We start from the raw sequence: 23,110 nt of genomic DNA, 5'->3' as shown, positions 1-23,110 counted from the left end.
CGCCCGGAACGGCTGAAACAGGCGACGCCCCGCCGGAAAGGCGGGGCGTCGAAGCAGAGCGTGGGGCAGGATCAGGCGTCGTCGTTGCCGTCCTCATCGAACACGAAGTCGCCGCCGCCGAACTCTTCGTCCTCGGCGTCCTCCTCGTCGTCTTCGAAGTCCTCGTCCTCGTCATCGTCGAGATCGTCCTCGTCCTCGTCGAATCCGAAGCCCTCGGTGTCGAAGTTTTCCTCTTCGTCCTCATCGAAGGGGCGCCGCATAACGGTGCCTCCGTCCAGCGTCGCCTCGAGAGACGCCTCCCACGCCGACATGGTAGCCTCCACGGTTCCAAGCTCAGGGTGAACAGCCACAGCCATCGTACCACTCATGATGCGTCGGCGACCCGATTCGCCGCACGCTGGACCTTCTTGCGCTCGGTCGCCTGCAGTGTCCGCTTGCGGAGCCGGATGTTCTGCGGCGTCACTTCGATCAGCTCGTCTTCCTCGATGTACTCGAGCGCGTACTCCAGAGTAATCTGGCGAGGCGGTTCGAGCGAGACGTTATCGTCGGTCGCCGTCGTGCGCATGTTCGTGAGCTTCTTTTCCTTGCCCACGTTCACGTCCATATCGGCCGGGCGCGAGTTCTCGCCCACGATCATCCCCTCGTAGACTTGCTCACCCGGCGCCACGAACATCTGGGCGCGATCCTGCAGGTTACCCAGGGCGAACGCGACCACACTGGCCTCGCGATCGGCCACCAGCACACCGCGCTTGCGTCCGCTGAGCGGACCCGCCCACGGGCCGTACTCGAGGAACCGGTGATTCATCATGCCGGTGCCGCGGGTATCCGTCAGGAACTCCGAGCGATAGCCGAAGAGACCGCGCGACGGAATCCGGAAGGTCAGACGCACCTGACCCTGTCCCGGGTTTCGCATTTCGGTCATTTCTGACCGCCGCGGCCCGAGCTTCTCCATCACGACGCCCATGTACTCCTCGGGCACATCGATGGTCAGCTCCTCGTACGGCTCGAGCCGTTCGCCCTTCTCGCCTTCCTTGAGGATCACGCGCGGGCGAGAGACCTGGAATTCGTATCCCTCACGGCGCATCGTCTCCATCAGGATGCCGAGGTGCAGCTCACCACGACCAGAGACGGAGTGCGTGTCGGGCGAGTCGGTCGGCTCCACTCGCAGGGCGACGTTGCGCTCGAGTTCCTTGAAGAGCCGGTCGCGCAGCTGGCGCGAGGTGACGTACTTCCCTTCGCGGCCGGCAAACGGCGAGTTGCTCACAATGAAGTCGACCGAGATCGTCGGCTCTTCGACGGCGATCCCTTCGAGCCGCTCGAGCTTGTCGACCGAGGTGAACGTCTTGCCGATATCGAGCGTCTCGAAGCCGGCGAGGGCGATGATATCGCCAGCCGATGCGTGCTGGACCTCGATGCGATGGAGGCCGTCGAAGGTGTAGAGCTTGGTGACGCGATTGCGCTCGATGCCCGGCTCGTCACCGACCATGCCCGGCTCACCGAGGGGCAACAGGGCCACCTGGTCGCCGACATTGATGGTGCCGTGCTCGATCCGGCCGATGGCGATCCGGCCCAGGAACGAGGAGAAGTCGAGGGTCGAGACCAGCATCTGGAACGGTTCGCCCGGGTTGCCCGTGGGCGCCGGGACGGTCTTCACGATGGTATCAAACAGCGGCTCGAGCGTGGTCCCCGGCTCATCCAGTTCGTGCGTGGCGGTACCGGCACGGCTGGAGGTGTAGAGGAACGGGCAATCGAGCTGCGCTTCGGTCGCGTCGAGGTCCATGAACAGCGAGAGCACTTCATCGTGCACGCGCATCGGCTCGGCATCGGAACGGTCGATCTTGTTGATGGCGACGATCGGCTGCAGGCCGAGGGCCAGCGCCTTGCGGGTCACGAAGCGGGTTTGCGGCATCGGGCCTTCGGCGGCGTCGACCAGAATGAGCACGCCATCGACCATCCGCAGGATTCGCTCGACTTCACCCCCGAAGTCCGCGTGGCCCGGGGTATCGACGATGTTCACCTTCACACCGTGCCAGGTGATGGCGGTGTTCTTGGCGAGAATCGTGATGCCCCGCTCCTTTTCGAGCGGATTCGAGTCCATCACGCGCTCTTCGACATGCTGATTGGCGCGGAAGGCGCCGGCCTGCCGGAGCATCTGATCGACCAGCGTTGTCTTGCCATGGTCGACGTGTGCGATGATGGCGATGTTGCGAATTTCCACTGCAAACGACCCCTATGTGACAGATCCCAAGTACCCAAGGGCGGCATATATACCCGGGGCACCGGGGCACCGCAAGCCGATCAATGGGCGTGGTTGTGCCCGTGATGCGCCCCATGTCCGCCGACCGACGCCGGCCCCGACGGGGCCTCGGCATCGCCACAGAGCTCCCCCCCACACGCCCCACCGGTCTCAAGCTGGATCGTGACATGCCCGATGCCGAGCGTTCCCATCTCGACTTCGAGCTGCCGGAGGACCTCGGGGTGCTCTTCGAGGGCGGGGACGACCACGTGAGCACTCATTGCCACCAATCCATTGGCGACGGTCCAGACGTGAACGTCGTGAACCGCATCGACCGCGGTGTGCTGGCGGAGCCGGGCTTCCACTTCGGCAAGGGCCACATGCCCCGGCACGCGGTCGAGCAGGATGGTGGCGCTCTCCTTGACCAGACGCCAGGCGCTCCGGAGGATCAGCACCGAAACCAGCACCGAGATCAGCGGGTCGGCCGGTAACCACCCGGTGAAATGGATCACCACGGCGGCCGATATCGCGCCGACGGAGCCGAGGATATCGCCCATGATATGGAGGTAGGCGCCCCGGACATTGATATCGTGGTGGTGATGTCCGTGCAGCACCCGCAATGAGAGAACGTTCACGACGAGCCCGACGCTGGCGACTACACCAAAGAGCGTGGCATCGATCGGGCGCGGATGCTTGAGTCGGTCGACTGCTTCTATGGTGATCGCGAGACCGATCACGAACAGCGCCAGGCCATTCACCAGCGCGGCGAGCACCTCCCAGCGCAGGTTGCCGAAATGCTGGGCGGCGCCGTTGCGCCGCTGGGCGATCTTTGCCCCGAACAGCGCGAGCCCGAGCGCAGCGACGTCGGTTCCCATATGGCCAGCATCGGCGAGCAGCGTCAGCGAATTGCTGACGAGGCCACCCACGATCTCCACGAGTGTGAAGAGCGCGGTAAGGCCAAGTACAATGGCGAGCTTGCGTGTCACCGAGTCCTCATTCTCCGTTGGACCGATGCCGCGTGGCCGAAGAGCCCTTCGGCCTCAGCGAGCGCCACGATGTGCGGCGCAGCTGCATCGAGGGCAGCCCGCGAGTATTGCACGACCGAGGTCCGCTTGACGAAATCATATACGCCCAACGGCGAGGCATAGCGCGCGGTTCCCCCGGTGGGCAGCACGTGGCTCGGGCCGGCGACGTAATCGCCCACCGGCTCGGGGGTATCGTGCCCGAGGAAGATGGCGCCGGCGTGACGCACCGATCGGGAGAGTTCCTCGGCATCGCGGGTCACGATCTCGAGATGCTCGCTGGCCCGGAGGTTTGCGACAGCCACGAGATGGGCCCGGTCGGGGACCATGATGATGAGCCCCTGCCGGGCCAGGGCCACTCGCGCGATGGCGGCCCGGGGTGCGTGGGCCAGGGCGCGCTCCAGTGCGGCCGGGATGGCCCGCGCAAGTTCACGCGAGGTGGTGGCCAGCCAGGCGCCGGCGTCTTCGTCGTGCTCGGCCTGGGCGATGAGGTCGGCGGCGAGATTGTCGGCATCGGCGCTGTCGTCGGCGAGGATGAGCACCTCGGTCGGCCCGGCGATCATATCGATGCCGACCTGCCCAAAGAGTTGCCGCTTCGCTTCGGCCACCCAGCGGTTCCCTGGACCGACAATCTTGTCGACGCGGGGGATCGTCGCCGTGCCATATGCGAGCGCCGCAACCGCCTGCGCGCCACCCACCCTGAAGACCCGGGTGACCCCGCTCAGGGAAAGCGCCGCGAGCACCGCGTCATTGGCACCCCCTGGCGGCGTCACGGCGATGATCTCGCGCACCCCGGCGACCACAGCGGGGATCGCGTTCATCAGCACGGAGCTGGGATAGGCGGCCTTTCCGCCGGGCACGTAGAGACCCACGGCGTCGAGCGGCGTCACCCGCATGCCGAGGAGTGTGCCGTCGGATTCGCGCTGCTCGAAACCGTGGTCGATCTGCTGGATGTGGTAGCGACGGATCCGGTCCGCCGCGAAATGGAGCGCTTCACGCAAGGCCGGCGGGATCCGGTCCAGGGCCGCAGCGCAGGTCGCGGGCGAGAGCTCCCACTCGGCCGGCGCGAGGTCGCTCGCATCGAAGCGACGCGCGTACTCCGCCACCGCCGCGTCGCCGCGCAGCGCGACATCGGCCACGATGGCGGCCACGGCATCGCGGGTCGCGAGGTCGCTCTCGGCCGGGCGCGGCAGCAGGGCCCGTACCCCGTCGAGGCCCCCGGGCTCCCGGGCGAGGTCGTAGCTCCGGATTAGTACCGGCTCTCGCCCGCCTTCCGCCCCGCCGCTTACCTTCCCCGTCATGGAGACCACCGCATCGCCGCCGTCTATTTCGTGGAGCATCGCTGCCGTTCTGGCACTGGTGCTGACAAATGCCTATTTCGTCGCCGCCGAATTCGCCCTCGTGTCAGCCCGGAAGACCCGCCTGGAAGAGAGCGCCCGCGAAGGCGACGGCAAAGCTACGCTGGCCCTCCGGGTCATCCAATCCCTGAATCGCTACATCTCGGCCACCCAGCTGGGGATCACGCTCGCATCCCTCGGGTTGGGCTGGGTCGGCGAACCGGCGCTCGCCCGGCTGCTCGAGGGATTCTTCCGCGGACTCCCGGCAACCGTTGCGGCAGTTGCGACGCATGGCGTGGCCGTGGCGATTGCGTTCACCATCATCACGACACTGCACATTGTGCTCGGTGAGCTGGTCCCCAAGACCGTGGCGTTGCTCTTCCCCGAGACGGTGAGCCGGTGGCTGGTGATTCCACTGATCGGCTTCGCGTGGGTGATGCATTACCCGATCGCGCTGTTGCACAACACTGCTCGCGCGTTACTGCGCATCTCGGGGATCAAGGCCTCCCAGACCCACGACCGACTCCACTCACCCGAGGAGATCCGCATCCTCGTCGAGCAATCGGAAGAGGGTGGCTCGCTCGGCGCTCAGGATGCGCGGCTGCTCGAGGGCGTCTTCGAGTTCAGCGAGAAGACCGCCGAAGAAGTGATGACACCGCGCACCGAAATGATCGCGCTCGAAGCCGACCTGAGCGTCGAGGCCGCCGCCGATGCCGTCGCCGAGGCCGGCCGGTCGCGCTACCCGGTCTACAGCGAATCGCTCGATGAGATCACCGGCGTGGTCCTCGCCAAGGACATTCTCCGCGCGGTACGTCAGCGCCCCGGCGCCACCGTCAAGAGCATCGTGCGCGAACCGCTCTTCGTGCCGGGAACGCGCGAGGTCGAGGATGTGCTCACCGACATGAAGCGGCTCAAGACCCATCTCGCTGTCGTCCTCGACGAGTATGGCGGCACCGCCGGACTGGTGACGATGGAAGACCTGCTCGAAGAGATCGTCGGCGAGATCTTCGACGAGCACGACGCCGTGGCACAGGTCCACAAGTCGACGACCACCGACGGTTCACTCACGCTCGATGGCGCGATGACGGTCGCGGATTTCAACAATCGTTTCGAAGCCGAGCTCGATGATGCCGACTACACCACGGTGGGCGGCTTCCTCTTCGGCCAGCTCGGTCGCCTGCCGCGCGAGGGCGATCGCGTGAGCGTGGCGCCGTTCGAATTCCAGATCGTCACGATGGCCGGGCGTCGTGTCGACACCGTGAAAGTGACGCTGCCGTCGTGAGTCGTTCTTCCATCGCCCCGATTCCACCGGGGGCGCTCGATCTCACCGGCCCGGCCGTCCGCCAGCGACGCGAACTGCAGCGCGCTGCGATGGCCGTGTTCGACGCCGCGGGTTTCGCCGAGGCGATTCCGCCGACCTTCGAATATGACGAGATCTTTCTGCGGGCCGGCGGCGCGGACATCGCCGACAAGCTGATTCGGTTCACCGATGTCGATGGCCGGATCCTCGCGCTGCGCTACGACTTCACCGCCGCGATTGCCCGCGTGGCGGCAACTTCATTTGCGGACGTCGCACCACCGATCCGGATATCGTACTCCGGCAAGGTCTATCGCCATGCACCTGGCCGTGCCGGGCGGCCCCGCGAGATCCTGCAGGTGGGCGCCGAGACGATGGGCGCGAGCGGCGTCGCGAGCGATGTGGAACTCGTGCGGCTCGCACTGACCCTGCTCGGCTCGCTCGGCCTTGCCGACTACCAGCTGAACCTCGGACACGCTGGTGTGCTCGCTGCGGGCTTTGCGGCGCTGCCACCCGAGCGCCGGGCCGAGGTCCGGAAATGGATCGATCGGAAGGACCGGGCGGCCCTCGAACAGCACCTCGCCGGACTCGACTCGCCGGCCCGGGAGCTGGCTTCGCTCCCGTTCGTGATCGGCCGCCGCGGCGTCCTCGAAGCGGCGCGCGTCAGTGCACCGGAAGGTGTGCAACCGGCCCTCATCCAACTGCTCGCGATCGACGACGCCCTGACTCCGGCAGAGCGACAGCACGTGGTATATGACCTCGGGGAAGTGCGCGGCCTCGACTACTACACCGGCATGCACTTCGAGATCTTCGTCGCCGGGTGTGGCAGGGCAGCTGGCGCGGGCGGGCGCTATGACGATCTGATGGGTCGCTTCGGCCGGCCGATGCCTGCGCTTGGCGTGGCATTCGATATCGACGCCCTTGCCGAGGTGACCGCGTGAGCACCACGCTTCGCATGGCGCTCGCCAAGGGTCGACTCTACGATGGGGCCGTCGCGCGACTCGCCGCCGCCGGGATCACGGTCGATGGCGATGCCGGTCGCAAGCTGCTGATCGGCACCAGCGAGCCCGGCCTCGAGATCCTGGTAGTGAAGCCGGGTGATGTGCCGGTGTATGTGGAGTCGGGTGCCGCCGATCTGGGCGTGACTGGCAGTGATGTGTTGCGGGAGGCAGACGCCGACGTGCTCGAACCGCTCGATCTGGGCTTCGGGGCCTGCCGGCTGGTCGTCGCGGCACCAACGTCAACCAGCTACCCCAACCTCGCGCACGGCAATACGCCGCGCGTCGCCAGCAAGTACCCGCGATTGGCTCGCGCCCATTTTGCCGCGATGGGGCGCGCCGTGGAAGTGATCGAGATCAGCGGCAGCGTCGAAGTGGCCCCGCTGCTCGGCCTCGCCGACTGGATCGTTGACCTGGTAGATACGGGGGCGACGCTGCGGGCCAACGGACTCACCGAACGCGTCACGATGCTCGAGAGCAGCGCCATCCTCGTCGCGAACCGTGCGAGTCAGAAGCTGAAGCTGGAGGCGCACCTGGGATTGATGGCGAGACTGAGGGGATGATGGATGACAGATGACAGATGACAGTTGACAGATGACAGATGAACAGCGGAGGCCGACATCCCCTCGAGGTGCCGGCCTTTCCGTATCCATCATCTGTCATCTGTCATCTGTCATCCGTTACGGAGCTTTCCTCTCTGCGATGTGCTTGTCGTGCGGGCTCCGATGCTTCCGCCGCACGTTGGCATTCGCCGGCGGAAAGACGTTGTACTGAAAGATGTGCCAGAACGCTGCGACACCGTCACGCCAGCCGATCTTCTTCCCTTCCTCGTACGTCCGCCCGGAATAGCTGATCGGCAGCTCCCAGATGTTCGCGTGGGCCTGGGCGAGGCGAGCCGTGAGTTCGGGCTCGAAGCCGAAGCGGTCGGAGGTCAGTACCAGCTTCTTCATCAATGGCGCGCGCACGAGCTTGTAACAGGTTTCCATGTCGGTCAGGTTCAGGTCGGTAAGCATGTTCGACATGAGCGTGAGCATCCGGTTGCCGACCGAGTGCCAGAAGTAGAGCACCCGGTGCGGCCCGCTCAGAAAGCGTGAGCCGAAGACGGCGTCGGCACCGCGATCCTCGATCGGCCCGAGCAGCGTCGGGATCTCCGCCGGGTCGTACTCGAGGTCGGCGTCCTGCACCACGATCACATCACCAGTGGCCGCTTCGATGGCAGTCCGGATTGCGGCGCCCTTGCCGCGATTCACCGGATGATGGCGCACCACATCGACCCTCCCTTCGGCCAGCAACCGATCCAGGATCGCCGCACTGCCGTCACGCGACGCATCGTTGACGCAGACGATCTCCTTGTCGATCGGCACGGCGCGCACCCGCTCGATCAGCGATTCGAGCGTCGGCGCTTCGTCGAACACCGGGATCAGGATCGAGACGCGAAGGCTCATGCCGGATGACTCCGTCGGGCGAGATCGATGGCGAGGGTGATCGAGGCGCGCATGCTGCTGGCATCTGCACGTCCAGTGCCAGCAATGTCGATGGCGGTGCCGTGGTCCGGGGAGGTCCGGACGAAGGGCAGCCCCAGCGTGATGTTCACGCCCGAGCCGAACGAGGCCACCTTGATGGCGGTCATCCCGACGTCGTGGTACGGCGCCAGCACGACATCGAACTCGCCGCGAAGTGCCCGGACGAACACCGTGTCCGCCGGGATCGGCCCGGGGGTGCCCAGACGGTGGGCTGCAGGGGCCAGCACTCGCGCCTCCTCGTCGCCGAAGAGACCCTGTTCGCCGGCATGCGGGTTCAGCGCACAGAGTGCCATCCGCGGCTCGGCGATGCCGAACCACTGCTGCAATCCCCGGCGAGTCACCTCGCCCACGCGAACGATTCGGTCGGCAGTGAGCATCAGGGGCACGTCACGAAAGGGGATATGCGTGGTGACCAGCACGACTCGCAGGCGATCGCTCGCGAGCATCATCGCGACATCAACATTGCCGGCGAGATGGGCCAGCCACTCGGTATGCCCCGGAAATGGAAAACCAGCGAGATGCAGCGCATGCTTTTCGGCCGGGGCCGTGACGATCGCATCGACGTCGTGATCGAGTGCGAGCCGCGCGGCGCGCTCCACGGCGCGACCGGTGATCAGACCGGCCTCGACGGCCATAGCACGCGCCGGACCGTCGTGCGGGCGCCAGGGTCCAGTGGGAATGTGGTGGGAAGCCGGGATCCCGGCGATCTGTTCCTTGGCGCCGATCAGGGTGATATCGGCATCCACACCATCCGCCAGCGCCGCCGCCACGATCTCTGGGCCGATCCCGCGGGGATCACCGAGCGTGACGGCGAGGCGGACGCGTCGGTTCACGGGTCGCGAACGTCCACGTACGTCTTGGCGCGCAACTCCGCCAGGAAGGACTGCTCACCGAGCTGGGCGCCGAGGATCTGCCGAATCCGCTCACGCGCGACTTCATAGCTGAGGTCGCCGGCGGGAGCGCGGGACATCACTCGAGCCACGGCCCACTTGGTCCGCAACGGCTGACCGGCAACTTCGAGCGGAAACGCCGCTGTCACCTTGCCGGTGTCGACGCCGGTGAGCGCCTTGGCATACGCCGGCAAGAGCGAGTCGACCGGATAGTTCGCGATTTCCTTTTCTTCACCGGGATCGTGGGCGACCCGCTGGAGCGAATCGAACGAGGCCCCGGCGTTAATGGCCGCGACGATCGCCTCGGCGCGCGCGCGGGCTGCCGCGCTGTTGCTCGAGTCGACCAGTGGCATCAGCAGGATGTGACGCGCCTGCACTTCCGTCGGCTGGACGCGCTGCACCTGGATGATGTGCCAGCCGAACGGTGACTCCACCGGGTCAGAAACCACGCCCGGCTTGAGCGCAAAGACGACCTGATCGAATTCGCGCACCATCGCGCCGCGACGGAACCAACCGAGGTCGCCGCCCTGGTCGCGGGAACCATCCATCGAGAAGCGCTTGGCCGCGGCCGCGAAATCGGCCCCTTTGCGCAGTTCGACGACGATCGAGTCTGCCTGCGCCTTGCTTCGCGCCCGCTCCGCCTCGGAGGGCTTGGGTGCCACGACGATCTGCCGGATGGTGATGCTTGCCGGCATCGGCGGCAGCCGGCCCTCGCGCTTGAGTCCGTCGTAGAAGGCGCGCATCTCTTTCTCGGTCGGCGCCTTCGACTTGAGCTTGTCTTCCTGCTTGAGGTGTTCGCGATACCGGGTGATGATCAGCGCCTTGCGCTGCTGATCGACCAGCATGCGACGGTATTCGTCCTGCGACGCAAAGCCGGACGCCTTGAGGTCGTTCGTGAAGGCGACTTCGGAGGTGTACGGCTTGCGCGCGGCACGCACGGTGGCGTCCACGGCGTCATTGACTTCCTGATCGGTCACCTTGACCGTGGTGTCCTTGACCGCCGACTGGTACATCAGTTCGAAACCGATCAGTGTGTCGATCAGCGCCCGCTTGACGCTGCGCAGTGCCGCCGGATCGGTGGGCGGTGAATTGGGCGCACGGTAGCGGGAGAAGAGTTCTTCGTCGAGTTGCGAGCGAAGAATCGGTGTCGCTCCCACCACCGCAACGACGCGATCGACGACCGCGTCGGTGGAATCCTGCGCCGACAACGGTCGCGCCGCCCCCCCGATCAGGAGAACGGCAAGCGCGGCGAGACCGGGTCGGAAGGTCACGGCTTCTTCGGGGCAGGAGCCGGTGCGACCGGCTGGGCATCACCACCCGGAACCGGGGCGCCCGCCGGGGCCGGCTGGATCATCGCCGGTGGCACGGCCGTGCTGTCGGGGCCCTTCTTGGCCGCCGCAATCTCGAGCGCCCGCTTGATGCCGGGTTCATTGACCTTGTACTTGCCTTCGCCGCGCAGGGCCGAGGCAAGCAGGCCTGGCAACACGCGAAGCTTCGTCTCACCCTTGATGAGCTTGTCGAAGTACTGGTCCACCTTCAGCGCGGCGGCCTTGGAGCGGTCGGCGGCGCTCGCCTTCGGATCCAGCACGTCCGGCGTCAGCCCCATCGAGGCCTTGATGGTGTCGATCTGCATGGCGAAGTCGGTGCTGATCGTCTTCCACTCGGCCGGCAGCACCTGCACTCCGTTCTTCTCGGCATCCTGCAGCACGAGCGCGTTCTGCGCGAGCCGGCGCACGAACTCGGTCAGCTGCGAATCAGGCGCCGCCTTGATCTGCTGCAGCGTCTGCGGTCCCTTGACCGGATCGGCCGTCAGGGCACCGACCCACTTGAGCAGATCCGCCACCGTGAAGCCGCCGCCCTTGTACGAGACCAGCGTGGTCTTGTCGTTGCGCTTGGCATCGATGTCGGCGAGCGCGGCCTTGATCTTGGCCGTGGCCGACGGGTCGAGCTTGAAGTCGTTGGCCTTGTCGAGTTCAGCGAAGTAGGCCGAATCCACGAAGGCGATCTGAGAGTTCTTGACGAAGTCGGAGTAGCGCTTCCGCGATTCGGTGAGCGGCGCGCGACGGATGATATGGAAGCCGAACTGGGTCGGCACCACCGGCGAGGTTGCGCCGGCGGCAAGCCCGTATGCCACGCTATCGAAGGCGGGGACGAAACGACCCTTGGGGCCGATCGGCATGTAGCCGCTGTCGCCCGCGCTGCCATCCATTGAGTTCTTCACCGCGAGGGCGCCGAAGTTCGCGCCGCCCTTCAGCTGGCTGGCGATGTCATTGATCTTCTTCTGTGCGGCCGCGCGCTCTGCCTTGGTCGCCGTCGGGGGAACCCCGATCAGGATGTGCTGGATCGCACGATCGGCACCGGCGTTATACGTGGAATCGACCTGGGCATCGGTGGCCTTCGCCCGCCGCGCGATGAGGGTGTCGTGCCAGCGATCCGCCCGGATCTGAGCCAGCGCCGGCCAGGTCGACTTCACGATCATCGCCGAGTCGGCGGTGAAGTTGCCGTTGGCGACGCCCTGTGCGAAGAGGGTGTAGTCGATCCAGAGATTCGCGATGAACTCCGCCGACTCCGGGGTCAGCTTCGCGCCCTTGGCGGTCGCGAGAATGTCGGCCACGCGCTGCGTGGGGAGTTCCTGTCCCGCGGCTTTGGCAGCAACGTCGGGACCCGCACCGAGCCCACCCGCGCCGCAGGCACTGAGGGCAACCATCAGGGACGCGGCGAGCACAGTCTTGCGAAGCATCGGACTCCTCAATCGATGAAAGAACACCGGTGGACCTACGCGGCCACCTGACGAAGCGCACGAACCAACGACGGGATGAGAGCTTCACCCCCGAGCCGGACCAATCGAAGCGACAGTGGCACCGTCCGGCGCACCTCGGCGGCCAGCTGCACATCATCCAGCGCCTGGGTCAGCCCCGCCATCCTCGGTGCGGCACCATGCCGGAAGGAGAGACGAGCCTCGTCCCCCCGCACAAGAATGTGTTGCACCCCGAGCTTGGCACCCAGGGCGCGGAGGCGACCCATGTCCAGCAGGGCGTCAGCTTCCGCCGGGAGCGGTCCGAACCGCTCGCGGAGTTCCGCCCGCAGCTCATCAATGTCGCCGGGAGCCGACGCCCGCGCCAGTCGCCGGTAGAGGTCCAGCTTGGTCTCGTCGTCGGGCACGAAATCGTCCGGGAGATGGGCCGGCTGGTCGAAAACCACGTCTGGGGGCTGGGGAGCATCCCCACCGCCCTGCCCGCGCATCGCGGTGACCGTCTCTTCCAGCCAGCGCATATAGAGGTCGAAACCCACCGCCTGCGCGTGCCCCGACTGCTCTGACCCGAGGAGGTTTCCCGCCCCCCGAAGCTCCAGATCCTTGAGCGCAATCCGGTAGCCGGCCCCCAGATCAGTATGATGCTCAAGCACCTTGAGTCGCTCATCCGCCGTCTGGTCGATGGTGTCGGGGACCACCAGGTAGCAATAGGCCCGCCGGTGGCTCCGGCCAACGCGTCCCCGCAGCTGATAGAGCTGCGCCAGACCGAAACGGTGGGCGTCATGGACGATCATCGTGTTCGCATTCGGAACGTCGAGCCCGGATTCGACGATCATCGTCGAGACGAGGATATCGAGTTCACCCACCACGAAGCGTTGCATCACGTTCTCGAGGTCGTCCGCCGCCATCTGACCGTGCCCGACATCGACCCGCGCCCGCGGCGCCAGGGCGCGGATACGCGCCGCGATGGTCTCGATGGTCTCGATCCGGTTGTGCACCACGAACACCTGGCCACCGCGGTCGAGTTCGCGCGCCATGGCCTCTTCGAGCAAGGCGTCGTCCCACGGTTCGACGAAGGTCAGGATCGGCGACCGATCGCGCGGCGCCGTCTCGATCACCGTCATGTCGCGCAGGCCTGCGAGCGAGAGGTGGAGCGTCCGCGGAATCGGCGTGGCAGTGAGGGTGAGCACATCGACCGCGAGTCGCAGGGACTTCAGCCGTTCCTTGTGCTTCACGCCGAAGCGGTGCTCCTCGTCGACAACCAGCAGACCGAGGTCCTTGAAGAGCACATCCTTCGAGAGCAGCCGGTGCGTGCCGATCACGATATCGAGTTCGCCATCGGCGAGCTTGCGTACCGTTTCCTTCTGTTCCTTCGCACTGCGGAAGCGCGAAAGTGCCTCCACCGTCACCGGATAGTCGGCGAGCCGATCCGCGAAGGTCCGGAAATGCTGTTCGGCAAGAATCGTGGTCGGCACCAGCACGGCGACCTGTTTCCCGCCCTGCACCGCCTTGAAGGCCGCACGTACCGCGACTTCCGTCTTGCCGTAGCCCACGTCGCCCACCAGCAGCCGGTCCATCGGCTTCGGCCGTTCCATATCCTTCTTGATGTCTTCGGTGGCGGTGCGCTGATCCGGCGTGTCCTCGTAGAGGAACGACGACTCCAGCTCGCGTTGCCAGCGACTGTCGGGCGGAAACGGGAAGCCGGCGCTGATGCCGCGCCGCGCATACAGGTCGAGCAGTTCAGCTGCCATCGCCTGGATGGCTTCGCGGGTCTTCTCGCGCACCTTGCGCCACGCCGTGCCACCGAGACGATGGATCTTCGGCGGTGGTCGATCGCCGTCGTCGCCCGCAGCGCGATAGCGTTCGAGCTGATCGAGTCGATAGAGCGGGACATTGAGCCGGTCGCCACCTTCGTACTCGAGAATCGCGACTTCGATGGTGCCACCATCAATCGTGAGCGTCTGGATGCCGCGATAGACGCCGATGCCGTGTTCGAGATGGACGACGTAGTCGCCCAGCGTGAGCGCGCCGGTGACCGCCGATGGGGCGGCCTGGCGGTAGCGACGCGAACGGCGTAGCCGGCGCGCCCGTCGGAAGATTTCGTGATCGGTGAGGACACGCAGCGTCGGCATCACGAAGCCGCCATCGAGCGCACCGACCACCAGCGTGGTGCCGGCCGGGCGGAAACCGCCATCCTCGAGGAGTTCATCGAGGCGCTCGCGTTGCCCTTCGTTGTCGCAGAGGATCAGCGTCGGGGTGCCGTGACCGAGCATCGCACGGAGTCGGCCGAGGTCGCGGTCGACGCGTTCAGGCGGGAAGAACCCCATTTGCACGTCAGCAGCTTCTTCGGCGATCACCAGCCGGGCGAAGTTCGCACGCCGGCCGCGCCAGGTCGCCGGATCGACGAAGATCTCGTCGCGCTTCGGCACATCTTCGCCGAGTCGTCGCGCGATCTCGAGATGATGCTCGGCCTCGCGCCAGGCGCGGTCGACTTCCTCCTCATCGGGATGCGGCGATTCCTCGAACAGCAGCGCATCGACCGGCAGGAGTTCGAGCAGCGACTTGCGCTCGACGCGCTGCCCCGGCGAGTCGAGATCGCGCACGGCAACCGAAGTGATCGGCAACACCGTGACATCGGGGAATTCATCACCCGACCGCTGGGTCGTGAGATCGAAGGCGCGAATCGAGGAGATATCGTCGCCCCACCACTCGAGCCGGGCCGGTGTCGACATCCCGAAGCCGTAGACATCAACGATGCCGCCGCGCACCGAGAACTCGGCGACTTCCGAGACTGCCGGGACGCGTTGATACCCCATTCGCTCCAGCGAAGCAACGACATCCCGCAACGGTCGCGCCTCGCCAACGGTCACTTGCAGCCGCAGCTGCTCGAGTGCGGCGGGAACCGCCGTTCGCTCGGCGCTCGCCCGTGCCGTGGTGACCAGCACCTGCAGCTCACCCCGCAGCAGTGACGCGAGTGTTTCGATGCGCTCCCCGGCGATCTCGAAGTGCGGCTCGTCTTCCCCGAGGGCTTCGCGCTGCGGATACAGCGCCACGCCGGCGGTGGTGAGGTGCTGCAAGTCGGTGAGCCACCGCTCGGCATCAGCGGGGGTCGCGGTGATGACCACCACGAGACGTCCGGCACCCACGCGCTGTGTCAGCCAGGTTGCGAGTACCGCGCGGGAGGAACCCGGAAGTCCGGCGAGCGAGAGCGTGGCGCCGCGCACGGGCAAGCGATCCGCGAGCGCACGAACGGCGGCGCAGCGGTCGAAGGCATCAAGGATGGGACGCAGCGTCATTCAGTTCCGTCGGCCCGCGCGTCCGGCGAGGCCGGTTTCCGCGAGAGCACAGCAAAGCGCAAGAACGAGCAGGGCACCGCGCAGATCGCCGCGGCTCCCGGCAGTGAACGCTCGACGAGGGCCGCTGGTCAGCGAGGCCACCGTCGCACCACTCCACAGGGCACGAACATCACCATCCGCCGCCCGCGCGAGTTCGGATTCGCGCGGATCGACGGTCACGGTGACGGCGCCCAAGGTATCTCCGCGGCCCACCAGGTGGTACACCCCGGGAGTCCGGGGCCGCCAGAGCGACCCGCCCTCAACCGCCACTGAACCGGCCGGACCGGCCACCGAGCCCACGGCCTCGGGGAGCCGCAACTCCGCGCCGGCGACCAGTTCGGAGGTCGTCAGCACGCCTTCCGCGGCGCGACTCACGAGGGCATCCAGGAACGGAAGAAAGGCTGCCGAGAGCGGCAACGAACTCCAGGCAGTATCGAGCCGGGAGCCCACGAGCAGCACATTGCCACTCCGCACCAGCCAGGGCTGGCCTGCCACCGTCGCGAGCACATCTCCGCTTCGGCCGGCCGACTCCAGCGTGATGCGGCGGGCAATCCGTTCGGTTCCAGGGAGCAATGCGGAACTATCGGTCCGTTCACCGCTCGCCACCGGCGCTCCGAAGCGCCAGGTGACGCCACGTGCGGCAAGACCGCGATTCACCGCGCCAATCCGTGACGGGTCTTCCGGTGGCATCACCACACTGGCGCCAGAGCCGAGGGTCCCGAAGCGCACCGCATCGCCACTGCGCACGCGACCATCGCTGCGAAGCACTTCGAACGCGGCGGACACGAAGCGATCATCGTTGTCCCAGCGCACCACCGGTGCTGGCGCAACCCGCACGGCCACCGACTGCACATCATCGCTGCGCAATTCATCGGGAGGCAACGACACCGTGAGGGTGAGCCACCCCGGCGTGAGGCCACTAATCCGTTGCGTGACTGGCACACCTGGCGTCACCAGCAGGTCACGACCGCTGCGTCCTGCGATGCGCAGCGCGACGGGCACCGCGACGGTGTCTCCGGCAGCCACGCCGAAGGTGAGACGACCGCCATCGGCGCCCCACGGCTGCGAGCTGGTGACCAGCGACTGAATCCGGCGATTCGCTGGCGGCGCGACGTCGGGACGCAGCACCAGCACGTTGCTCCCGGCGCGCGCGGCACCGAGCGCCGTTCGCTGCAGGTCGCTGATCACCACCACTTCGCCGGGACGACCGGCGCCGCGCACGAGGTCACGCCCGGTGGCGACCGCGACTCCGAGATCGAGGCGCACCGGCAGCACGCCGACGGCATCGAGTTCCCGACCGAGGTCGGCAGCGGTGCCGCCCCGCACGGTGCCGTCCGCGGTGAGGAGCCAGAGTCGATCGTCCGCAGTGGCTCGCGCAAGCACCGCACGCGCAGCGGTAACCAGCGACGTCACGACGGGGATGCCGTCGATTACCGTGCCGCTGCTGGCCGAGTTGTCGAGGATCAGCACCAGGGCGCTCGGCGCGTGACGGACCACGCCGCCGCGTCGCACGGTGAGTCCCGCCGCCGCGAGCACGAGCGCCACAATGAGCAGGGTGCGCACGGCCAGGAGCAGCAGGTGGCGGAGCTTGATCCGGCGACGATGATCGCGGGTCGCGTCTTCGAGGTAGCGCACCGCCGGGAAGGAGAGCTCCGGTGGCTCGCGGCGCTGCACCAGATGTAACAGAATGGGAATCGCGGCAGCAATCAGACCGAACAGCAACCAGGGCGTGGTAAATCCGATCATGCGCCGAGGGCGCGTCCGAGCGCCACACCGAAGGGGAGATCGGTCGGCACCACGGCATAGCGCATTCCGGCAGCGCGACAGGAGATACCCCACGCACGCACGACGCCGGCGACCGTCCGCTGATAGGCATCACCCCACTCGGACGGCGACAACGTCACGGCCTTTCCCGACTCGGGATCGCGGAAGCGCGTCTCGTCGCCGCGGGCGAGGGTAAGCTCCGCCGGATCGGCGATGTGGAGCACCAGCACCTCGTGCCCGCGGTGTCGCAGGAAGCGGAGCGCCTTCAGGGCGAGTTCGCGATCGAGCAGGAGATCCGAGATGAACACCACCATGCCGCGGCGGCGCAGCGCGCTGACGACCTGCTGCAATGCCGGCTCGGCGGCCGTCCCGAGCCCTGGTCGCAGGTCAGCGAGGGTACGCGACAGCTGGTTCCAGTGGGCGACGCGCGCGCGTGCCGGGAGAATGGTCCGGACCTCTTCGTCGAAGGTCACCAGACCGGCGGCATCGCGCTGGCGCACCAGCACGAGGGCGAGTGCTGCGGCGAGTCGTGAGGCGTAGTCGAGTTTGGTCAGGCGCTCGGGCGCGCCGCTCCAGGCCATCGAGGCGGAGGCATCGAGGACCAGCATCGCGCGGAGATTGGTCTCTTCTTCGAACTGCTTGACGTAGAGCCGATCGGTGCGAGCCAGCAATTTCCAGTCGACGTAACGCGGCTCGTCGCCAGGCTGATACTGCCGATGCTCCGCAAACTCCACCGAGAACCCGCGACGCGGGGAGCGGTGGAGTCCAGCAAGAAAACCTTCGACGATGCCGCTCGTGACGACTTCGAGGCCCCCGAGGCGTGCCACTTCAGCGGGGAGCAGGAGGTCGGGACGGGGGGCACGGCCGGAACGGACCGGGCTCGTCATTCGGGGCGGAACGTAGGGGTCGCCGAGGGGTGCGTCAACGCAATGGAACCTTTCGGAACACCGTTCCGTCCAGCCCGGCGCCCGGATAGTATCTTGCGCAGTCGATTTTGTCCCTGGTCATGTCGTGGTTCTCGACGGTCCATTCGTTCCCGGAGTTTCGCCTGATGCGTCGTCACGTCCTTCGTGCTGTCACCCTGGCTGTCCTCTCCCCGATGCTGCTGACGGCCCAGTCGGCCAAGGAGATCAAGAAGGCCGCCGAACTCATTACTCCCAAGGCGGTCCTCGAGCGGATCTCCGTCATCGCCGATGACTCGATGGGCGGCCGGAACACCCCGAGCGCCGGCCTCGAGAAGACGGCCCTCTGGCTCGCCGACAACTACAAGAAGTGGGGCCTCCTCCCGGCCGGCGAGAACGGCACCTATTTCCAGCGCTACACGATGGTGAAGCGGGCGCCCGACGTCGCCGCGTCCTACTTCGAAGCAGATCAGGGCGGCAACGTCACCCGCTACAAGTTCGACAAGTGGGCCTACGCCACTGGGCCGATGACCGGTCAGCTGGTTACCGGTCCGCTGCGCATCATCGGCGGTTTGCTGACGCTCAAGGACATCGAGCCGATGGCGCTCGCCGGCCAGGTCGTCTTCTGGGTCCAGGACGCCAGCAAGGCCGCCGACAATCGCATCATCTCGCGCGCCATCGTGGCGAAGAAGCCAGCGGCGATGATCCTGCTCACGAACGTCGACCCGGCCCAGTTCGCGCAGCTGCAGCGGAGCGCCATGGCGGGTGGCCGCGGTCAGCTCGAAGGCACCCCCGTCGCTGGTGTCCCGACGATCACGATGCACGACTCGATCTTCGCCGGTGACGCCAACGCAGCCAATCGTCCCAACTGGAACGACATCCGCAAGGGGACGGCGCCTGTGGTGATGGACACCCCGCCAGGCGTGAGTCTTTCGATGTTGCTCAAGGATCGTGAACTCTCGCGCTTCACGGCCCCGAACGTGGTCGCGATGGTCCCGGGGAGCGACCCGACCCTCAAGAGCGAGTATGTCATCTTCTCGGGCCACATGGACCACGTTGGCACGGTGGACGACGGCGTCGGCGGCTGTCAGGCGCTCAAGCGCCCCGATGGCAGCACCGACAACATCTGCAACGGTGCCGACGATGACGCGTCGGGTACCACGGGAATTCTCTCGGTGGCCGAGGCGGTCGCGAAGCTCAAGCACAAGACCAAGCGCTCCATCGTGATCCTGAACGTCTCCGGCGAGGAGAAGGGTCTCCTCGGTTCCGCGTGGTTCGCGGCACATCCCACGCTGCCGATGGAGAAGGTCATCGCCGACATCAACATGGACATGATCGGCCGCAACGCGACTGACTCGATCGTGGTGATCGGCAAGGAACACTCGGATATGGGTGTGACGCTGGCTCGCGTGCAGAAGGCGCATCCCGAGCTGAAGCTCGTCGCCGCGGACGACATCTGGCCCGAAGAGAACTTCTACTCCCGCTCCGACCACTTCAATTTCGCGAAGAAGGGCGTCCCCGTACTCTTCTTCTTCAACGGGACGCACCCGCAGTACCACCGCCCCAACGACGAAGTCGGTCTCATCGACACCAGCAAGCTCTCGCGAGTCGCGAAGCTCGGCTTCTTCTTCGGTGTCGAGCTGGCGAACACGGTTACGCGCCCGAAGTGGAACCCCGAGAGCTATCAGACGATCGTCGTCGAGGGGAAGGTGCCGCCGGCCACCAAGAAGGCAGGGACCTGATGTCGGAGGGATCCGGCACCCTGGCGGATTTCAATGCCTTTCGCGGGCAGATGAATGAACTCATCCTGGGTGCCGGGAACCTCACCATCAACCGCTTCTTTGCGCTCGACAATCGCGCCTATGAAGCGGGAGCGGTGGGGACCAAAACCAAGGAGATGCTCGGGCTCGTCGCGAGCATGGTGCTGCGTTGCGATGACTGCATCACCTACCACGTCGTGCGCTGCCACGAGGAAGGTGTGACCCGCGAGGAATTCCTCGAGATCTTCTCGGTGGGGCTCGTCGTCGGGGGGTCGATCGTGATTCCGCATCTTCGGCGGGCCATGGCGCGGCTCGAGGAGCTTAACGCGTAGATGCGCATGGAGGTGCCGCGCTCGCGCGGCACGGATCCACCCGGACGACAAGACTCAAGCTCCCCTTGAATCGGAAACCGGTGCCGCGCCAGCGCGGCACCTCCGGTCTCATTCGGAACGATTGCGAAAATCGGCTAGCCTTCCGCCGCGACCTCACCCCGCGTCAGCAAGACCCCACCCACGATCAGCACACCGCCGATGAGATGCGCGATGCCGGGGCGTTCACCCAACCCGATGATTGCGATCACCGTCGCTACCAGCGGCACGATGGTGTTGTACGCGACCGTGCGCGCGGCGCCGAGTTTGGCGACGCCGCGATTCCAGAGGATGTACGCCGCAATCAGCGAGAGCAGCGCGGCGTAGAGCGTGCCCCCCCACCCCGCGACGGAAACCTTGCCCCAGTCGGTACGCAGCAAGGCTGGAATGCCGACGATCACCAAGCCGGGGGTGCCGGTGTACAAGGTCCAGGCCGTGAGCCGCAGCGCCGAGATCGGCAGTTTCCAGTGGCGGAGCAACAGGGTGTAGATCGCCCAGGTCACCACCCCGCCGAGCAGCAGAATTTCTCCCATCGAAATCCCGCCACCGAGCGTCCCGCCACGAGCGAAGACCACGATGACGACGCCAATCGTCGCGAGCAGGATCGCGATTCCCTGGCGCTTGCTGACCTTCTCGACTCCAAGCAGCGACGCCGCCACCGTCACGACCACCGGCATCGCCGCGAGGATGAGCGAACTCTTGGTGGCCGAGGTCCGCGCCAGCCCCTCGACGAAGAAGATCTGGTAGAAGGTGTTGCCGACGACCCCGAGGACGATCAGCGGCCAGAGCGTCCCCGCTGGCAACGGCGCCGGCCCCTCGACCCGCCGGACGATGAACCAGATCACCACCGTGGCCAGGACGAATCGGAGCGCCGTGAAGGCGAGCGGCTCGATCTGGGTGAAGGCAAGCTTGGTGGCGGTGAAGTTCCCGCCCCAGAAGAGGGTCACCAGCACCATCCCGGCGGCCGGGGAGAGCCCCCGCTCCGGGGAGGGGTTCTGGGTGGCGCTGGACCGGGTGGTGGCGGGTGTCATTGGGGGAGAATACTAGCCCGCCGGGTCCAATGGGGCGGCCCCGGTATATTTGCGCCATGAATCAGGACAGGATCCGGAATTTCTGCATCGTCGCACATATCGATCATGGCAAGTCCACGCTCGCGGACCGGCTCATCGAGGTGACCCAGACGGTCTCCAAGCGCGAGATGCGCGAACAGCTGCTCGACACGATGGATCTCGAACGGGAACGCGGGATCACCATCAAGCTCAACGCCGTCCGGATGGGCTACGTCGCCCGGGACGGGGTCGAGTACGAGCTGAACCTCATCGATACTCCCGGGCACGTCGACTTCACCTATGAGGTCTCGCGATCGCTGGCGGCCTGCGAGGGCGCGATCCTCGTGGTCGACGCCTCTCAGGGGATCCAGGCCCAGACGCTCTCGAACCTCTTCCTGGCGCTCGATGCCGGGCTCGAGATCATTCCGGTCCTCAACAAGATCGACCTCCCGGGGGCCGAGCCCGAGAAGCGCGCCCAGGAGATCATGGACCTCATTGGGGCCAGGCGGGAAGAGATCCTCGCCGTCTCCGCCAAGGACGGCACCGGCGTCCCCGATCTGCTCGAGGCCGTGGTGGCGCGTGTCCCGGCTCCGACGGGCGATCGCGATGCCCCGCTCCGCGCCCTCATCTTCGACTCCTACTATGACCGCTATCGCGGCGCCACGCCGAGTATCCGGGTGGTCGATGGCGAACTGAAGAAGGGGATGAGCATCGCGTTCGGTGCTCACCCCGAAGATGTGTACACCGTGGATGAGGTCGGCGTGCTCACCCTCGGGCAGCGGCCGACGCCGGCGTTGCAGGCGGGCGAAGTCGGCTACTTCGTCGCCAACCTGCGCGATGTGCGCGATGCCCGAGTGGGCGACACGGTGGTCGACTCGAAGAACCCCACCAGCGATCTCCTCCCCGGCTATCGCGACGTGAAGTCGATGGTCTTTGCCGGCTGCTATCCCACCGATGCGGCGCAGTACGAAGACCTGCGGGACGCCCTCGAGAAGCTCCGCCTCAACGATGCCTCGCTGCAGTACGAGCCCGAGTCGTCGACGGCGCTCGGCTTCGGCTTTCGCTGCGGCTTCCTCGGCCTGCTGCACCTCGAGATCGTGCAGGAACGTCTGGAGCGCGAATTCGGGCTCGACCTGATCACCACCGTGCCGACGGTGAAGTATCACGTCTACCTCACCGACGGCGAGATGGTCGGCGTACAGAATCCGAGTGAGCTGGCCGATCCTGCCAATATCACGCGGATCGAGGAGCCCTACGTGAAGGCGCGCATCATGGCGCCCACCGAGTACATCGGCGGCATCATGAATCTCGGCCAGGAACGGCGCGGCGAATACATCGGGATGACCTATCTCGATTCGGCGCGCGTGGAATTCACCTTCGAGTTCCCGCTCGGCGAGATCGTGCTCGACTTCTACGACAAGCTCAAGTCGATCTCACGTGGCTATGCCTCGCTCGACTACGAGATGTCGGGCTTCCGCGCCTCGCCGCTGGTCAAGCTCGACATGTTGCTCAATGGCGATCCGATCGATGCCTTCAGCGTGATCATCCACCGCGACAAGGCGTACGAATGGGGGCGCAAGCTGGCGTCGAAGCTCAAGGAGCTGATCCCGCGGCAACTCTTCGCGGTGGCAATCCAGGCGGCGATCGGCACCAAGGTGATCGCACGCGAAAGCATCTCGCCGATGCGGAAGGACGTGCTGGCGAAGTGCTACGGCGGTGACATCACCCGGAAGCGCAAGCTCCTGGAGAAGCAGAAGGAAGGCAAGAAGCGAATGAAGCAGGTCGGATCGGTCGAAATTCCGCAGGAGGCGTTCCTGGCCGTCCTTCAGGTCGATTGATGCTGCCGGACTGCGACCGCTGGGGTCGCGCTTGCGCGA

The 23,110-nt window shown here is 66.3% G+C and carries 18 protein-coding genes; 6 read left to right on the top strand and 12 right to left on the bottom strand.

Annotated elements, in window-relative coordinates:
- Nucleotides 1–71 precede the first annotated feature (71 nt).
- The 4 genes from V4558_15845 to hisD form a co-directional block, all read right to left on the bottom strand.
- A complete protein-coding gene (locus tag V4558_15845) occupies nt 72–356 on the bottom strand; it encodes a hypothetical protein (GenBank protein ID MES2306975.1) in 285 nt (94 codons plus the stop codon).
- A gap of 8 nt (nt 357–364) precedes the next feature.
- Nucleotides 365–2,218 carry a translational GTPase TypA gene (typA, locus tag V4558_15840; GenBank protein ID MES2306974.1) on the bottom strand — a complete coding sequence of 618 codons (1,854 nt, stop codon included), beginning with the start codon at nt 2,216–2,218 and terminating at the stop codon, nt 365–367.
- Nucleotides 2,219–2,298: 80 nt separating this feature from the next.
- Entirely contained in the window at nt 2,299–3,222 is a 924-nt protein-coding gene (locus V4558_15835; protein ID MES2306973.1) for a cation diffusion facilitator family transporter, read from the bottom strand.
- On the bottom strand, nt 3,219–4,559 hold the full coding sequence (gene hisD, locus V4558_15830; protein ID MES2306972.1) for a histidinol dehydrogenase: 1,341 nt from the start codon (nt 4,557–4,559) through the stop codon (nt 3,219–3,221). The genes V4558_15835 and hisD overlap by 4 nt, the downstream gene beginning before the upstream one ends.
- Between hisD and V4558_15825 the strand changes: the two genes are divergently transcribed.
- The 3 genes from V4558_15825 to hisG are packed head-to-tail and all read left to right on the top strand — an operon-like array spanning nt 4,558 to nt 7,453.
- A complete protein-coding gene (locus tag V4558_15825; GenBank protein MES2306971.1) occupies nt 4,558–5,877 on the top strand; it encodes a hemolysin family protein in 1,320 nt (439 codons plus the stop codon). The two genes, hisD and V4558_15825, sit on opposite strands and share 2 nt — an antisense overlap.
- A complete protein-coding gene (locus V4558_15820; protein MES2306970.1) occupies nt 5,874–6,833 on the top strand; it encodes an ATP phosphoribosyltransferase regulatory subunit in 960 nt (319 codons plus the stop codon). Before V4558_15825 ends, V4558_15820 begins: the two co-directional genes overlap by 4 nt.
- Nucleotides 6,830–7,453, top strand: a complete 624-nt coding sequence (hisG, locus tag V4558_15815; GenBank protein MES2306969.1) for an ATP phosphoribosyltransferase — start codon at nt 6,830–6,832, stop codon at nt 7,451–7,453. The genes V4558_15820 and hisG overlap by 4 nt, the downstream gene beginning before the upstream one ends.
- A gap of 117 nt (nt 7,454–7,570) precedes the next feature.
- Here hisG and V4558_15810 read toward each other — a convergent pair whose 3' ends face one another.
- From V4558_15810 to V4558_15780, 7 genes are read right to left on the bottom strand one after another with little or no spacing between them, the layout of a single operon-like run.
- Nucleotides 7,571–8,335, bottom strand: coding sequence for a glycosyltransferase family 2 protein (locus V4558_15810; protein ID MES2306968.1), 765 nt, complete (start codon nt 8,333–8,335; stop codon nt 7,571–7,573).
- The gene (gene pdxA, locus V4558_15805; protein ID MES2306967.1) at nt 8,332–9,246 is read right to left on the bottom strand and encodes a 4-hydroxythreonine-4-phosphate dehydrogenase PdxA; all 915 of its coding nucleotides are present in this window, start codon (nt 9,244–9,246) and stop codon (nt 8,332–8,334) included. Before pdxA ends, V4558_15810 begins: the two co-directional genes overlap by 4 nt.
- Nucleotides 9,243–10,574 carry a peptidylprolyl isomerase gene (locus tag V4558_15800; GenBank protein ID MES2306966.1) on the bottom strand — a complete coding sequence of 444 codons (1,332 nt, stop codon included), beginning with the start codon at nt 10,572–10,574 and terminating at the stop codon, nt 9,243–9,245. The genes pdxA and V4558_15800 overlap by 4 nt, the downstream gene beginning before the upstream one ends.
- On the bottom strand, nt 10,571–12,043 hold the full coding sequence (locus tag V4558_15795; protein MES2306965.1) for a peptidylprolyl isomerase: 1,473 nt from the start codon (nt 12,041–12,043) through the stop codon (nt 10,571–10,573). Before V4558_15795 ends, V4558_15800 begins: the two co-directional genes overlap by 4 nt.
- Nucleotides 12,044–12,078: 35 nt before the next feature.
- Complete coding sequence (gene mfd, locus V4558_15790; GenBank protein ID MES2306964.1) at nt 12,079–15,351, bottom strand: transcription-repair coupling factor; 3,273 nt, start codon at nt 15,349–15,351, stop codon at nt 12,079–12,081.
- The gene (locus V4558_15785; protein MES2306963.1) at nt 15,352–17,136 is read right to left on the bottom strand and encodes a BatA domain-containing protein; all 1,785 of its coding nucleotides are present in this window, start codon (nt 17,134–17,136) and stop codon (nt 15,352–15,354) included.
- On the bottom strand, nt 17,133–18,041 hold the full coding sequence (locus tag V4558_15780) for a DUF58 domain-containing protein (protein MES2306962.1): 909 nt from the start codon (nt 18,039–18,041) through the stop codon (nt 17,133–17,135). Before V4558_15780 ends, V4558_15785 begins: the two co-directional genes overlap by 4 nt.
- A gap of 164 nt (nt 18,042–18,205) precedes the next feature.
- Here V4558_15780 and V4558_15775 point away from each other — a divergent pair, with 164 nt between their 5' ends.
- Both V4558_15775 and V4558_15770 read left to right on the top strand, forming a co-directional pair.
- A complete protein-coding gene (locus V4558_15775; protein MES2306961.1) occupies nt 18,206–19,798 on the top strand; it encodes a M20/M25/M40 family metallo-hydrolase in 1,593 nt (530 codons plus the stop codon).
- Nucleotides 19,798–20,148, top strand: coding sequence for a carboxymuconolactone decarboxylase family protein (locus tag V4558_15770; protein ID MES2306960.1), 351 nt, complete (start codon nt 19,798–19,800; stop codon nt 20,146–20,148). The genes V4558_15775 and V4558_15770 overlap by 1 nt, the downstream gene beginning before the upstream one ends.
- A gap of 134 nt (nt 20,149–20,282) precedes the next feature.
- Here the strand turns inward: V4558_15770 and V4558_15765 are convergent, their stop codons facing one another.
- On the bottom strand, nt 20,283–21,215 hold the full coding sequence (locus tag V4558_15765; GenBank protein MES2306959.1) for an EamA family transporter: 933 nt from the start codon (nt 21,213–21,215) through the stop codon (nt 20,283–20,285).
- A 56-nt stretch (nt 21,216–21,271) separates the two neighbouring features.
- On the opposite strand from V4558_15765, the gene lepA reads away from it, so the two are divergent.
- Nucleotides 21,272–23,071 (top strand): translation elongation factor 4, encoded by a 1,800-nt coding sequence (gene lepA / locus V4558_15760; GenBank protein ID MES2306958.1) that lies wholly within the window; start codon nt 21,272–21,274, stop codon nt 23,069–23,071.
- The last annotated feature ends 39 nt before the right edge of the window (nt 23,072–23,110 follow it).

It is taken from the genome of Gemmatimonadota bacterium (genome assembly GCA_040388535.1).
Lineage (GTDB): Bacteria > Gemmatimonadota > Gemmatimonadetes > Gemmatimonadales > GWC2-71-9 > Palsa-1233.
This window is presented reverse-complemented; position numbering and strand designations above follow the sequence as displayed.

Bases quoted from the DNA above. Each gene is read 5' to 3' on its own strand.
- V4558_15845 (MES2306975.1), bottom strand. From the start codon at position 356: ATGGCTGTGGCTGTTCACCCTGAGCTTGGAACCGTGGAGGCTACCATG.
- V4558_15825 (MES2306971.1), top strand. From the start codon at position 4,558: ATGGAGACCACCGCATCGCCGCCGTCTATTTCGTGGAGCATCGCTGCC.
- hisD (MES2306972.1), bottom strand. From the start codon at position 4,559: ATGACGGGGAAGGTAAGCGGCGGGGCGGAAGGCGGGCGAGAGCCGGTA.
- V4558_15810 (MES2306968.1), bottom strand. From the start codon at position 8,335: ATGAGCCTTCGCGTCTCGATCCTGATCCCGGTGTTCGACGAAGCGCCG.
- V4558_15795 (MES2306965.1), bottom strand. From the start codon at position 12,043: ATGCTTCGCAAGACTGTGCTCGCCGCGTCCCTGATGGTTGCCCTCAGT.
- mfd (MES2306964.1), bottom strand. From the start codon at position 15,351: ATGACGCTGCGTCCCATCCTTGATGCCTTCGACCGCTGCGCCGCCGTT.
- V4558_15785 (MES2306963.1), bottom strand. From the start codon at position 17,136: ATGATCGGATTTACCACGCCCTGGTTGCTGTTCGGTCTGATTGCTGCC.
- V4558_15780 (MES2306962.1), bottom strand. From the start codon at position 18,041: ATGACGAGCCCGGTCCGTTCCGGCCGTGCCCCCCGTCCCGACCTCCTG.
- V4558_15775 (MES2306961.1), top strand. From the start codon at position 18,206: ATGCGTCGTCACGTCCTTCGTGCTGTCACCCTGGCTGTCCTCTCCCCG.
- V4558_15770 (MES2306960.1), top strand. From the start codon at position 19,798: ATGTCGGAGGGATCCGGCACCCTGGCGGATTTCAATGCCTTTCGCGGG.
- V4558_15765 (MES2306959.1), bottom strand. From the start codon at position 21,215: ATGACACCCGCCACCACCCGGTCCAGCGCCACCCAGAACCCCTCCCCG.
- lepA (MES2306958.1), top strand. From the start codon at position 21,272: ATGAATCAGGACAGGATCCGGAATTTCTGCATCGTCGCACATATCGAT.